The sequence below is a fragment of the Paramicrobacterium humi genome (assembly GCF_900105715.1).
Classification (GTDB): Bacteria; Actinomycetota; Actinomycetes; order Actinomycetales; family Microbacteriaceae; genus Paramicrobacterium; species Paramicrobacterium humi.
This window is the reverse complement of record NZ_FNRY01000001.1, coordinates 2,837,370-2,850,877: the sequence shown is the minus strand read 5'-3', so window position 1 is coordinate 2,850,877 and position 13,508 is coordinate 2,837,370. Positions and strand designations below refer to the sequence as shown.

12 protein-coding genes are annotated in these 13,508 nt (G+C 67.6%); 5 read left to right on the top strand and 7 right to left on the bottom strand.

Features of this window, described 5'->3' with window-relative positions; translation table 11 throughout:
• The first annotated feature begins 17 nt into the window (after positions 1-17).
• A complete protein-coding gene (locus BLV49_RS14125) occupies positions 18-482 on the top strand; it encodes a DUF3093 domain-containing protein (RefSeq protein ID WP_091185863.1) in 465 nt (154 codons plus the stop codon).
• Here BLV49_RS14125 and BLV49_RS14120 read toward each other — a convergent pair whose 3' ends face one another.
• Positions 483-776 carry a DUF4193 domain-containing protein gene (locus tag BLV49_RS14120; RefSeq protein ID WP_091185858.1) on the bottom strand — a complete coding sequence of 98 codons (294 nt, stop codon included), beginning with the start codon at positions 774-776 and terminating at the stop codon, positions 483-485.
• Positions 777-979: 203 nt separating this feature from the next.
• Here BLV49_RS14120 and sepH point away from each other — a divergent pair, with 203 nt between their 5' ends.
• A complete protein-coding gene (gene sepH / locus BLV49_RS14115; protein ID WP_091185854.1) occupies positions 980-2,047 on the top strand; it encodes a septation protein SepH in 1,068 nt (355 codons plus the stop codon).
• On the opposite strand, the gene BLV49_RS14110 is transcribed toward sepH, so the two are convergent.
• The gene (locus BLV49_RS14110; RefSeq protein WP_091185851.1) at positions 2,048-3,175 is read right to left on the bottom strand and encodes an alkaline phosphatase family protein; all 1,128 of its coding nucleotides are present in this window, start codon (positions 3,173-3,175) and stop codon (positions 2,048-2,050) included. It lies immediately after the preceding gene.
• A gap of 64 nt (positions 3,176-3,239) precedes the next feature.
• Between BLV49_RS14110 and BLV49_RS14105 the strand changes: the two genes are divergently transcribed.
• Positions 3,240-5,702, top strand: a complete 2,463-nt coding sequence (locus tag BLV49_RS14105) for a DNA gyrase/topoisomerase IV subunit A (RefSeq protein WP_091185848.1) — start codon at positions 3,240-3,242, stop codon at positions 5,700-5,702.
• Positions 5,703-5,929: 227 nt separating this feature from the next.
• Here the strand turns inward: BLV49_RS14105 and BLV49_RS14100 are convergent, their stop codons facing one another.
• Positions 5,930-8,065: a DNA gyrase/topoisomerase IV subunit B gene (locus tag BLV49_RS14100; RefSeq protein WP_091187382.1), complete on the bottom strand. Its 2,136-nt coding sequence runs from the start codon at positions 8,063-8,065 to the stop codon at positions 5,930-5,932.
• A 137-nt stretch (positions 8,066-8,202) separates the two neighbouring features.
• Here BLV49_RS14100 and BLV49_RS14095 point away from each other — a divergent pair, with 137 nt between their 5' ends.
• On the top strand, positions 8,203-8,427 hold the full coding sequence (locus tag BLV49_RS14095) for a DUF7455 domain-containing protein (protein ID WP_091185846.1): 225 nt from the start codon (positions 8,203-8,205) through the stop codon (positions 8,425-8,427).
• 55 nt (positions 8,428-8,482) lie between these two features.
• On the opposite strand, the gene BLV49_RS14090 is transcribed toward BLV49_RS14095, so the two are convergent.
• Both BLV49_RS14090 and BLV49_RS14085 read right to left on the bottom strand, forming a co-directional pair.
• Positions 8,483-9,553, bottom strand: coding sequence for an alanine racemase (locus tag BLV49_RS14090; protein ID WP_176980853.1), 1,071 nt, complete (start codon positions 9,551-9,553; stop codon positions 8,483-8,485).
• The gene (locus tag BLV49_RS14085) at positions 9,550-10,086 is read right to left on the bottom strand and encodes an alanine racemase C-terminal domain-containing protein (protein ID WP_218132635.1); all 537 of its coding nucleotides are present in this window, start codon (positions 10,084-10,086) and stop codon (positions 9,550-9,552) included. The genes BLV49_RS14090 and BLV49_RS14085 overlap by 4 nt, the downstream gene beginning before the upstream one ends.
• A gap of 148 nt (positions 10,087-10,234) precedes the next feature.
• On the opposite strand from BLV49_RS14085, the gene BLV49_RS14080 reads away from it, so the two are divergent.
• On the top strand, positions 10,235-11,254 hold the full coding sequence (locus tag BLV49_RS14080; RefSeq protein ID WP_091185835.1) for a sugar-transfer associated ATP-grasp domain-containing protein: 1,020 nt from the start codon (positions 10,235-10,237) through the stop codon (positions 11,252-11,254).
• A gap of 62 nt (positions 11,255-11,316) precedes the next feature.
• On the opposite strand, the gene BLV49_RS14075 is transcribed toward BLV49_RS14080, so the two are convergent.
• Both BLV49_RS14075 and BLV49_RS14070 read right to left on the bottom strand, forming a co-directional pair.
• Complete coding sequence (locus BLV49_RS14075) at positions 11,317-12,018, bottom strand: coenzyme F420-0:L-glutamate ligase (RefSeq protein WP_091185831.1); 702 nt, start codon at positions 12,016-12,018, stop codon at positions 11,317-11,319.
• Positions 12,019-12,061: 43 nt separating this feature from the next.
• On the bottom strand, positions 12,062-13,324 hold the full coding sequence (locus tag BLV49_RS14070) for an RNA polymerase sigma factor (RefSeq protein WP_091185826.1): 1,263 nt from the start codon (positions 13,322-13,324) through the stop codon (positions 12,062-12,064).
• Positions 13,325-13,508 lie beyond the last annotated feature (184 nt).

The window sequence follows — 13,508 nt, the reverse complement described above, 5'->3', positions numbered from 1 at the left end:
TCTGAATGTAGAGGGACATGTCGACTTATCACGAACGCGTCTGGCCGGCGGTGTGGGTGCTCGTGGCATCCGTTCTCGTCATCCCCGCGTCGCTCATGGTGTTCGCACCGATCTCCGTGCTCGCCGGCGTCATCACCGGCGTCGCACTGTACGCGGGCTGCGTCGGACTCTGGGTGCTGTCAACGCGCACGATCGAGATCGTCGACGACGAGCTGCGCGCGGGCCGAGCGCGCATTCCGGTCTCGTTCGTCGGCGAGGCCGTCGCGCTCTCGGGACACGAGGCGTTCGCGGCCCGCGGCGCGGAGCTCGACGCGCGCGCGTGGCTGCTGATCCGCGGCGGGGTCCCCGACGTCGTGCGGGTGCCGCTCACCGACCCCGACGATCCGACGCCCTACTGGCTGCTGTCGTCGCGGCACGCAAAAAAGCTGGCCGCCGCGATAAACGAATCGCGACGGCCGGCTTCTCGGGTTGACAAGTCCTGACTAGGAGGCGCACTCCAGGCAGATGGGACCGAGCTTGCTCTGGTGGTCGATCTGTGAGCGGTGCTTCACGAGGAAGCAACTCACGCACGTGAACTCATCCGCCTGGGGCGGGAGCACGACCACGTCGAGGTCGACGTCTGAGAGGTCTGCCCCGGGCAGATCAAAGCTTCCGGGGTTGTCGGCGTCTTCGACGTCAACGGCACCCGACATCTTGTCGGGAACACGCTCCTTGAGGGCCTCGATGGACTCTGAGTCGTCCTCGGACTTTCGGGGAGCGTCGTAATCCGTTGCCATACTTTTCCACTTCTCGCTTTCATGGCCAAACAAAATCGGCGGGCACAGTTTGCATCATCGACGGCCAAAGAGCAAACCGCTTCCGCTCGCTGGTGTGACTGCGCTCAGGAGAACTTGCGGCGCGCCCGCGATATTCCCCGGAAAACCGGGAATCGCATGTGACGATAGCTACACGAAGCCAAGAGCCGGAAAGGCATTTGCTCATGCAAGATCTGAAGGTCATCGGGGTCGAGGACGGTGCCCTCGTCGCGGCTACCGAACACGGTGAGCGCTTCCGCATCGCCATCAACGACGTGCTGCTGTCGTACCTCCGTCCGCCGCGCGAATCGCGCAACGACGAGAAGCGGCTCAGTCCGCGGGAGATCCAGGCGCACATCCGCTCGGGCATGTCCGCGGAGGAGGTCGCCGCCGTCACGGGCGCGAGCATCGAGTACGTGCAGCGGTTCGAGGGCCCCGTGCTGGCCGAGCGCGAGCACATCGTCGGCTCAGCCTTGAGCGTGCCGGTTCTCGCGACGATCGACGTGCCCGACGGCGAAGAGCCGACGTTCGGCGTCGCCATCGCCGCCCGGCTCGAGGGACTGCGAGCCACCGGTGAACGGTGGACGAGCTGGAAGGAGCCGGGCGGCGGCTGGGTCGTGAAGCTGTCGTTCACGGCGGAGACGATCGACCACGACGCCCGCTGGAGCTTCGACCCGAAGAAGCGGACGCTCGCACCGCTGAACCGTGAGGCTGTGACGCTGTCGAAGCAGGGCGACCTGCCGCACGGCATGATCCCCCGACTGCGGGCGGTCGAGGCGGATGCCGCTCCCCCGCGGGAGCCGGCCGTCCACGACGAGTCCCGCTTCGACAGCGGCGCCTTCCGCTTCCGCGACCCCGACGAAGCCGATCCGAAGACCATCGCGCTTCTCGAGCCCGCCGTGCTCGCGCCTCGGCACCCGTCTGCGGCCTCGAGCGCCGCTATCAACCGCGGCGAGAGGGCGGAGAGCAGCGAGAGCTCGAACCAGACAGCCGATCTGCTCGAGGCGCTGCGCAAGCGCCGGGGACAGCGTGAGGCGGCCCCGGAGCCGCCGCTCGCGGACCCGGAGCCGATCGAGTCCCCCGAGGCAGAGTCGACGGACACGCCCCTCGACTTCGGGTCCCTCGGCCGCGACGGTGACGAAAGCAGCTCTCGACCTCAGCGCCGAACGGCGGGGCGGAACAAGCGTCAGCGTGCGTCCATGCCCTCGTGGGATGAGATCGTGTTCGGCGCCCGCTCCGACAACGACGACTGATCAGCCCCACGCTCCGAGGCGCACGAACGGCACCCGACGCTCCTCGTCGGTGAGGGAGCCGTGCTGCCCGATCATGCGACGAGCCGTGAGCGTCGCTGGCGCATCCTGGTAGTAGGCGACGGGCGCCCGAGCGGCGACGAGGACGTCGCCGATGCGCGGTGCGACGCGCTCGGAGACGTCACCGAACCAGCCGGCGCCGATCGCCTCCTCGCGCGTCGCCACCCACGCGCGATCACCTTCCGCATCCCGCCACGCGGCGGCGACGGATGCGGTGGCTGCGGCATCGCGCGTGTGCAGCTGCAGGAAGCGCGGCTCGCCGGCCACGTGGCGAACGCCGTCCATGAGCGGTGAACCGGCGTGGAAGAGCACGTGCCGCTCGGGCGGCACGTCTATGACGCCGTGGTCCGCCGTCAGGAGGCCGCCGACGTCGTGCGGCAGCCGCTCATGCAGGACGCCCAGCTGAGCGTCGACCTCTTCGAGAGCGGCAAGCCAGCGATCGCTGCGCCAGCCGTGGCTGTGCGCGAGCTTGTCGAGCTCCGGAATGTAGACGTACACGAACGCCGGCCGCTTCTCGCCCGCGATCCGCAACGCAACCTCGACGCGGTCGGCGATGCTCGCCGCGCTCTGGTACTCCGCGCCGCGGAGGACGGCGCGCGTGAACCCCGAGCCGGCATAGGCGTCGGGTCCGACTGCGACGGCCCGTCCGGCGGCATCCGTCACGTTCTCGAATATCGTGGCGCTGCGCTGCCAGGTCGCGGGCGTCATCCCCTCGTCCCAGCCCTTGAGCTGGTTGACGACGCGGTCGTGATCGGGATCGAGAACCGAATAGCCGACCAGGCCGTGGGTTCCCGGTTGCGCGCCCGTGAGGATCGTGGGGAGGGAGGCGGCCGTCGTGGACGGAACCGGAGAGAGCAGGGACCGACCCGTGCGTGCCGAGAGGAAGCGGGCATGACCCGAGCGCTCCCCCAGGTTCGCCGAGCCGAGACCGTCGACGACCACGAGGACGACGGATCGGACGGGCGTGAGGCCGAGCCTGCCGTGTGCGCCGCGCAGCACACCGAGGAATTCCGGGACAAGCCCGGCAAGGCTGCGGGCCGACGCCGACTCGGTCGGTAGCATGGAGGTCATCGTGGCCAGTCTCCCATAACCGGCCGCGCCTTCCCCTGCGCAGAGAGACACCCGTAAACACCGAATGGCCCGCTCGAAAGACACCACGCCGCCCGAACAGATCGCCGAGCGCATCGAAGACGTCGACGTTTCGACAGAGATGCAGGGATCCTTCCTCGAATACGCGTATTCCGTCATCTACTCGCGGGCGCTGCCCGACGCTCGCGACGGGCTCAAGCCGGTTCAGCGCCGCATCATCTACCAGATGGCGCAAATGGGCCTGCGCCCCGACAAGGGGCACGTGAAGTCGGCGCGCGTCGTCGGCGAGGTGATGGGAAAGCTGCACCCGCACGGCGACAGCGCCATCTACGACGCCCTCGTGCGGCTCGCGCAGAGCTGGACGATGCGACTGCCGCTCGTCGACGGGCACGGCAACTTCGGCTCACTCGACGACGGCCCCGCGGCACCGCGCTACACCGAGGCGCGGCTGCACGCGGCGGCCCTCGCCCTCGCAGAAGACCTCGACGAGGACGTCGTCGACTTCGTGCCGAACTACGACAACCAGTTCCAGCAGCCGGCCGTGCTGCCCGCCGCCTTCCCCAACCTGCTCGTCAACGGTGCCTCCGGGATCGCCGTCGGCATGGCGACGAACATGGCGCCGCACAACCTCATCGAGGTCGTCGGTGCAGCACGGCACCTGATCGACAACCCCGACGCGACCCTCGACGACCTGATGGCCTTCGTGCCAGGTCCGGACCTGCCCTCCGGCGGCACGATCGTCGGCCTCGAGGGCATCAAGGACGCATACGCGACGGGCCGCGGTGCGTTCAAGACGCGCGCTCGCGTGTCAATCGAGAACATCACCGCCCGCAAGACCGGACTCGTGGTCACCGAGCTGCCCTACGGCGTCGGACCGGAGAAGGTGATCGAGAAGATCAAGGACGGCGTGCAGTCGAAGAAGCTCAGCGGCATCTCCGACGTCACCGACCTCACCGACCGCGCGAACGGGCTGCGGCTCGTCATCGGGCTCAAGACGGGGTTCAGCCCCGAGGCCGTGCTCGAGACGCTCTACCGGTTCACGCCGCTCGAGGACTCCTTCAGCATCAACAACGTCGCCCTCGTCGACGGCGGGCCGCGCACCTTGGGCCTGAAGGAGCTGCTGCAGGTCTATGTCGACCACAGGATCAGCGTCGTCACCCGCCGGTCCCGGTTCCGGCTCGCTCGTCGGCAAGAGCGCCTGCACCTCGTCGAGGGACTGCTCATCGCGATCCTCGACATCGACGAGGTCATCGACGTCATCCGATCCAGCGACGATTCGGAGCAGGCTCGCACCCGCCTCATGGACGTGTTCGACCTGTCCCAGGTGCAGGCCGAGTACATTCTCGAGCTGCGGCTGCGCCGGCTGACGAAGTTCTCGCGCATCGAGCTGGAGTCCGAGCGCGACGAACTGAAGAAGCAGATCGCCGAGCTCGAAGACCTGCTGTCGTCGGAAGCGAAGCTGCGCGCGCAGGTCTCGCTCGAGTTGGAGGAAGCCGCGGATCGCTTCGGCACGCCCCGCCGCACCCTGCTCACGCAGGCGAAGCCGAGCATCGCGCAATCGGGCAAGGGCAAGAAGAGCGCGCCTGTGCTGGAGATTCAGGACTCGCCCTGCCGGGTCTACGTGAGCGCGACGGGTCGAGCGGTCCGCGTGGATCTCATCGACGATCAGTCAATAAACCATCCCACCCGGCGCAGCAAGCACGACGCGATCAAAGCCGTTCTCGACACGACAACGCGAAGCGAGCTCGGCGCGCTCACGAGTCGCGGCCGGCTGATCCGGTTCACTCCCGTCGACCTGCCGTCGGTGCCCGCGTCGAGTGTTCAACTCCGCGCCGGCGTGAAGATGAGCGACTACCTCGGCCTCGCCGATCGCTCCGAGCGCGTTCTCGCCATCGTCCCGCTCGCCGAGGAGCGCAGCCTCGCGCTCGGCACCGCGCAGGGTACGGTGAAGCGACTGCAGATGGGTGCGTGGCCGAACAAGCCGGACTTCGAGGTCATCAGCCTCAAGGACGGCGACACGGTCGTCGGCGCGGCCGTCGCTGACGACGCCGACGAGCTCGTCTTCGTCGCCTCCGACACTCAGCTTCTGCGTTTCTCCGCCGGTTCGGTTCGCCCTCAAGGCCGGACGGCGGGAGGCATGGCCGGCATCAAGCTCGGCGCGGGTTCGCGCGTCGTGTTCTTCGGCGTCGCGGCCGCCGGGGCGGAGTCACGACACGTCGTGGCGACAGTCGCGACGAACGAGCAGATGCTCGCCGGAACCGACCCAGGATCGGCCAAGGTCTCGTATCTCGCGGACTTCCCGGTCAAGGGCCGGGCGACCGGCGGCGTTCGGGCCCAGCGTCTGCTGAAGGGCGAGGACGGAGTGTCTGTGGCCTGGGTCGGCCCCGCCCCCGCGTTCGCCGTGGACGCCGACGGGACCCCGCGCGTCCTCCCCGCCGCGGGTGCGAAGCGTGACGCGTCCGGCGAACCGCTCGACGGCGCGGTCGCGGCGATCGGAAGCCACATCTAGAGACGCGAGAGCGCCCGGGCGGATCCGCGCTCAGACTTCGGGCATGCCCTCAGCAGCCGGAAGCGATGGCGCTCTACGCGAGCGCCTCCTAGCAACCGATTTCGGGCCACGGGTATTGGAAGGACGACCCGACAACTCGCTGCGTCGAGAAGAGCGTCTAACCGAGCTCAGGCAAAGGCTGGTACGCCGAGCTCATCGGTGGCGCAGGAGCGGTACCAGCGGTTCCGTTACGCGTCGATGCGCTCTTGGCTCAGCCGGTCAGAGTTGTCGATGAGGAACTCCTTGCGCGGGGCCACGTCGTTGCCCATCAGCAGCTCGAACACCTTCCCTGCCATTTCCGCGTCCTCGACGCGCACTCGGCGTAGCGTGCGGTGGCGGCGATCCATCGTGGTCTCGGCGAGCTGGTCAGCATCCATCTCCCCCAGTCCCTTGTAGCGCTGGATCGGCTCCTGGTAGCGCCGTTTGCTGCGCTCGAGGCCGGTCAGGACGCCCTGCAGCTCCTGCTCGGAATAGGTGTAGAGCACGTCGTTCGGCTTGGAGCCGGGATTGATCGACACGACGCGGTGCAGCGGAGGCACCGCGGCGTAGACGCGGCCCGCCTCGATCATCGGCCGCATGTAGCGGAAGAAGAGCGTGAGCAGCAGCGTGCGGATGTGCGCGCCGTCGACATCGGCGTCGCTCATGAGGATGACCTTGCCGTATCGCGCCTGCTCGAGGTCGAACGAGCGGCCGGAGCCCGCGCCGATGACCTGGATGATCGATGCGCACTCCGCATTCGAGAGCATGTCGCTCACGGACGCCTTCTGCACGTTGAGGATCTTCCCCCGAATCGGCAGCAGAGCCTGATAGGTGCTGTCACGGGCGAGCTTCGCCGTGCCGAGCGCCGAGTCGCCCTCGACGATGAACAGCTCGCTGTGGGCGACGTCGTTCGAGCGGCAGTCGACGAGCTTGGCCGGGAGCGTCGAGTTCTCGAGCGCGTTCTTCCGCCGCTGCGTCTCCTTGTGGGCGCGGGCGGAGATGCGCGACTTCATCTCGGCGACGACCTTGTCGAGCACGAGGGAGGTCTGCGCCTTGTCGTCGCGCTTCGGCGAGGAGAAGCGCTCCTTGAGCGCGTCGCCGAGGACCTTGCCGACGATGTTGCGGGCCGCCGGCGTGCCGAGCACTTCCTTCGTCTGGCCCTCGAACTGCGGCTCGGGCAGTCGCACGGTGAGCACTGCGGTGAGGCCGGCGAGGACATCGTCCTTCTCGACCTTGTCGTTTCCCGCCTTGAGACGGCGCGAATTCTTCTCGACCTCGCTGCGCAGCACCCTCAGCAGCCCCTGCTCGAAGCCGGTCTGGTGAGTGCCGCCCTTCGGCGTCGCGATGATGTTCACGAAGCTGCGCACTGTCGTGTCATAGCCTGTGCCCCAGCGCAGCGCGATATCCACTTCACACGTGCGCTCGACCTCTGTGGCGACCATCGCGCCGTTCGCCTGCAGCATCGGCACGGTCTCGGTGAAGTTGCCCGAGCCTGTGACCCGCCACACGTCGGTGACGGGAGTGTCGGCGGCAAGGTACTCGGCGAACTCCGAGATGCCGCCGTCGAAGCGGAACTCGGTGTGCGTGACCTCGGCGTCCCCGACGCCCGCGGCGCGCTCGTCGTCGATTCGGATCGTCAGCCCGGGAACGAGAAAGGCGGTCTGACGGGCCCGGCCCTGGAGGTCGTCGACGTTGAACGTCGCGCCCTTCTCGAAGATCTGCCGATCAGCCCAGTAGCGCACGCGCGTTCCCGTGACGCCCTTCTTCACCTTGCCGACAACGCGCAGCTCACTGCGATTCTCGAACGGCGTGAACGGCGCGTCCGGGCTGGGCTCCTTGCCCTTGTCGTCGAAGATTCCCGGCTCGCCGCGGTGAAAGGACATCGCCCACGTTTTCCCATCGCGGTCGACCTCGACGTCGAGCCGCTCAGAGAGCGCGTTGACGACGGACGCGCCGACGCCGTGCAGGCCGCCGGACGACGCGTACGAGCCCGTGCCGAACTTGCCGCCCGCGTGCAGCTTCGTGAACACGACTTCGACACCGGACAGGCCCGTCTTCGGCTCGACGTCGACCGGCACGCCGCGAGCGTGGTCGCGGACCTCGACGCTGTCGTCGGCGTGCAGCACGATCTCGATGTGGTCCCCGAAGCCGGCGAGAGCCTCGTCGACGGAGTTGTCGATGATCTCCCACAGACAGTGCATGAGGCCGCGGGATCCGTTCGACCCGATGTACATGCCGGGACGCTTGCGGACGGCCTCGAGCCCCTCGAGCACCGAGAGATGGCGTGCGGAATAGTCAGAACTCACAAATCCAGAGTAGTTCGGCGCGAAGCGGCATCCGTTCATCGACACCCGCTACCGGCGCTGCTTGGCCATACGCGCACAGCGAAATCGCCGCCGCACACGGAAGGTATTCATGTGCGGCGTGGTTACATGGTGACAAGAGGAACGTAATCGGCGTTCCGTGAGGTCAGGAGGAGCTCATGTCGCACATTGGTACCGAGACCGTCGACGCCGTTCAGCCCCAGCTGACCGCAGCAGATCGTTGTGACAGCTGCGGAGCGCAAGCCTACATCCGCGCCGTCGTGAACAACGGCGAACTGCTGTTCTGCGCGCACCACGGCAAGAAGTACGAAGAGAAGCTTCAGGCCGTCGCTCAGAGCTGGCACGACGAGTCGGCTCGGCTGCTCGAGGAGTCGCGCGCGTAGCGCCGATCAGGGGACGGGAGGATGCCGCGGCACCTCCCGTTTCTGCGTTAAGACCTCAATCGACGTAGGCGTGCTCAGCACGCGCGGCCAGTCGGATGACGAGTTCTTCGCCGATCGTGCCCATCGCGTCCGCCCACTCCTGAAGCACAGCTTCGCCCGAGCTGCCGTCGCCGAAGAGCACGACCTCATCCCCCGCGACGATCCCTGTGCCCGTGACGTCGATCTCGGACCGCGTGCTGCCGACCGCGCGTACGCGGTGGCGCCGGCCCGAGATGGTCACGTCGACGGCGCCCGCCGCGTCCGTGTAGAGACCGTGAACGCCGCCGACGGGGATCATCGCGACGCGCGCACCGTTCCGGTTATCGACGGATGAGACGGTCGTCGTGAGCCGGAGCGCCGGGCGCAGGCCGAGCTGCGCCGGACCGATCCCGTCACCAGGGGCTATCCCGTAGACGAACGCGCCCACGCGCACCATGTCGAATCGCGCATCCGCCCGCTCGAAGGACGCCGCGCTTGCCGCGAGGTGGCGGACGGAGGGGGTGAGCCCGGCCGCCTCGAGCGCGGCGATCGCCGCATGGAAGCGATGGATGGATGCCGAGTCGGCATCCCATGACGCCTCCGAAATGTGCGTCCACACGCCGACCACGTCGATGAGACCCTGGCCGGCGAGAATCGCGGCACGCTCGACGAAGGCGGGCCACTCGCGCGGCGGAACGCCGGCACGGTGCAGTCCTGTATCGATCTTGAGGTGCACGCGCGCGGGCCGGCCGAGCGCCGAGGCCGCCTCAGCCACCCGCTCGAGGATCGCCGGGTACGAGACGCCCAGGTCGAGCTCGGCGTCGATCGCCGCCCGCAGATCATCGTTCTCGCCGAACACCCACGTGAAGATCATCTCCGCCGGGGCAAGGCGCCGCACACGCAGGGCCGTCGCGAGATCGAGCGCGCCGAAGCGATCGACGCCGGCGGCACGGAGGGTGCCCACCACTTCCTCGAGTCCGTGCGCGTAGGCGTCATCCTTCACGACGACCGCGAGGGCGGCGGGGCTGACTCGGTCGGCGACGAGACGGGCGTTGTCGACGAGCGCCGAGCGGGAGACTCGGGCGTGAAGCACGGCGGACTCGCTCATGCGCTGATCACCCGCCGAGTGCGCGCGTCGAAGCATGCGGCGACGGCTACCGGCGGTTCACCGATGCTGGCCGCCCACTGCTCGAGCGGGATCTCGCCGTTCGCGGCGTCGCCGAAGACGACGACCCGGTCACCGGCGGCGACCGGCGTCGAGCCGACGTCGACGACGAACTCGTCCATTGCGACGCGGCCGACGATCGGCAGCCGCACCGGCATCTGCCCGGTCGCCCGCCACGTCACGGACGCGCGATTCCCGGCCTTCCGCGGAAGACCATGCCCGTACCCGATCGCGACGCGGGCGAGCACGGTCTCCGTCGTCGTCACGTAGGTGTGCCCGTACGACACGCCGGAGCCTGCGGGCACGGACTTTGTCGAGATCACCTCGACGAGAAGCCGAACCGGCTCGCGCACGAGCTCGGTGTCGAACGAGGCCGCGGCCTCAGCGTCTCCCGCGCACGCCCGTCGCAGCCGTTCGTTCTGCGCGGCGGAGAGATGGAGAAGACGGATGCCGGCGGCGGAGCTGTCTGTCGTCACCGGACCGAACTCCTCTGCTGGGCTGCCTGCACGTCGAATCAAGTCTAATCGGGCCGGCCGGCGCACCGTCGCTGACAGACCATGCCAAGGAAGGTCCTCCGTATAATTGGGTGCTTACGCCACGACCTAGATCGGAGAGCCCAAGACTATGCCGAACGGCAACCGCCTCAAGATTCGCCTCGAGTACCTGCGAAACAGAGTCCGCCGTTTCGACGCCGCCTCCGTCATCGAACGGGCGAAGGAAGTTTCCGCCCAGCATCACAAGCCGGTTCCGGTCGTCGTGGTCGACATGCTGTGGTCGGCCGTCTTCCGGAACACGGCATTCCAGGACTACGTGGACTGGGACTTCGCGATCCTGTCCCGCGCCGAGCGCGAGACGTTCATGACGCACTCCATCTCCAACCACATCGCCATGGAGTACGACGCCAGGGAGCACCGGGGAACGTTCCAGGACAAGATCGAGTTCAACAAGGTGTTCGACCCGTTCCTCAAGCGCCGGTGGCTCGACGTGCGAACGGCCTCGGTCGACGAGCTGCGCGAGTTCATCGAGAGCGCCGGCACCGTCATGGGCAAGGTTCCGTTCAGCAACTCCGGGCACGGCGTGCACCGCCACATCGCGAGCGAGATCACCGACTGGGGAGCCTTCCGCGACCGGCTTCTCGCGCAGGGCCAGACCCTGATCGAGGAGTACATCCAGCAGCACCCCGTGCTGGCCGAGGTCTGCCCCGGCACCGCGAACACGACGCGCGTGACGACGTTCTTCGACGGCGAGACGACGCACATCCTGTCGATGGCGCAGAAGTTCGGGCGCGGCCAAGCAAGCGACCAGCAGACCTTCGGCGGCTTCTACACGATGCTCGACCTCAACGGGCACTCGATGGGCCGGGGCTACGACTCGCACGGCAGCGTGCACGCCACCCACCCGGAATCCGGTGTGTCGATCCCCGACTTCCAGCTGCCGCTCATGGAGACCGTTCACCCGTTCATCGACCAGGTCGCACGCGTCGTTCCCGAGGTGCGCTACGTCGGATGGGACATCGTCATGGGCGAGGACGGACCGGTCCTCGTCGAGGGAAACTGGGCGGTCGGCGTGTACGAGAACAAGCCGAGCGTCACGGGCATCCGCACCGGCTCGCGGCCCCGCTTCCAGGAGATCATCGGCTTCTGACCCCCCGCTTGAGAAAGGCTCGGGCCGTCCACACGGACGACCCGAGCCTTTTCTCGTTGCAGCTAGTTGGTGCGGCGGATGATGCCGATCGGCGTGCTCTGGTGCTGCTGCCCGAGCGGGTTGTCCTTGAGGACGCGCACCATGCGCTCGTCCGACTCGTGCCCGAGCGTCGTACCGAGAATGTTCCCGCCGAGGTCGTTGATGTCCACGATGAGGACGTCGGCCTTGCCGCCGAGGGCCGCCTTGAGCTGCGCGGCGACCTCGTCGGGGCGTTCGGGACCGAGCACGACCTGCGAGTTGTAGGGCGGAATCGTGTGCCGAGTGGGACCGTCGATAGCGCGAGCCTTCTCCCCCGCGATGCGGTAGAAGTCGCCGGAGCGCCCGAACAGCTTCGAGACGACAGACACGGCGGCCGCGAACACTATGCGGGGCGTGCCGCACTCGCGCAGCGCCATCTCCATGGTCTCGGGCATGCCGAGGCCGATGCCGTACGAGGTCTTCGTCACGTACTTCGAGAGGAACGTCGCGAGCTTCCGCGGGTGGATCTCGGAGACCGGGTATGCGCGTCCCTGCGTGATCGCCACGATCTTCTCGGTGACGAACACGATGTCGCCGTCCTCGACGACATCGCGCGCGAACGTCGTCACGACGTCGACGATGTCGTCATCGGGGCCGACGAGCTTCGTCTTTATCGGGATGCGCAGGTATGCGACGCCGTCGATCGTCGTCTCGAGCGACTTTCCCTCATTCGCCTCTACGGCCATGCTGTCGTATGCCTTCCGTCGTTCGGTGCTCGTCGCGAGCGGCTTACTCGAGGTAGTCGCGCAGCGACTGCGAGCGGCTGGGGTGACGCAGCTTCGCCATCGTCTTCGACTCGATCTGGCGGATGCGCTCGCGCGTGACGCCGAACGTGTCGCCGATCTGGTCGAGCGTCTTCGGCATGCCGTCGCCCAGGCCGAAGCGCATGCGGATCACGCCGGCCTCGCGCTCCGACAGCGAGTCGAGCAGCGACTCGAGCTGCTTCTGCAGCATCGTGAAGCCGACCGCGTCGGCCGGGACGACAGCCTCGGTGTCTTCGATGAGGTCGCCGAACTCGCTGTCGCCGTCCTCGCCGAGGGGTGTGTGCAGCGAGATCGGCTCACGGCCGTACTTCTGCACCTCCACGACCTTCTCGGGCGTCATGTCGAGTTCCTTGCTCAGCTCCTCGGGCGTGGGCTCGCGGCCCAGGTCCTGCAGCATCTGACGCTGCACGCGGGCGAGCTTGTTGATGACCTCGACCATGTGCACGGGGATGCGGATCGTGCGCGCCTGGTCGGCCATCGCGCGCGTGATGGCCTGACGGATCCACCACGTCGCGTAGGTCGAGAACTTGAAGCCCTTCGTGTAGTCGAACTTCTCTACGGCGCGGATGAGTCCGAGGTTGCCCTCCTGGATGAGGTCAAGGAACTGCATTCCGCGTCCGGTGTAGCGCTTCGCGAGCGAGACGACGAGGCGCAGGTTCGCGCCGAGCAGGTGGCTCTTCGCGCGCTGGCCGTCGCGAGCGACCCACTGCAGTTCGCGGCCCAGCTGGGCGCGCTTCTCGGCGTCGGTCATGCCGCTGAGCTTGTCCTCGGCGAACAGGCCGGCCTCGATGCGCATCGCGAGCTCGACCTCTTCGGCGGCGTTCAGCAGCGGAACCTTGCCGATCTGCTTCAGGTAGTCCTTGACGGGGTCGGCGGTGGCGCCCGTGATCGTCGCCGAGTAGACGGGGATCTCGTCCTCGTCGTCGGCCTGCGACAGCACGAGCGCGTCCTTCGGCAGCGGCTCCGCCTTCGCCGCCGACTTCTTCGCCGACTCGGCGTTCTCGTCGGTCTCGGCTGCGTCGACGTCGACGGCCGTGTCCTCGGCGTCGAGCTCGTCGGCTTCCTTCTTCTTCGCCGCCGTCGTCTTCGCCTTGACGGCGGGCTTCTTCGTCGTCTTCGCGCTCGCTGTCTTCTTGGCGGCGGTCTTCGTCGTCTTCTTCGCCGTCGTGGCGGCGGTCTCGTCAGCCTCTACCGTGGCGTCAGTCTTCTGTGCAGGCTTGGTTGCCATGCGAGCACCCCTTCAGTCCGTGCTGGCCGTCGATGTCGGCCGCTCTCGCGGCTCGTGTAACCGACTCTGATCGTTTTCGGACAGTACTAAGACCCATGTCAAGTCCCGGATGCCGCTCTCGCGATCATGCCGAGGACACAATGGGTCCACTGCATCATTATGTCATGGATTGCGCGAGCTCCTG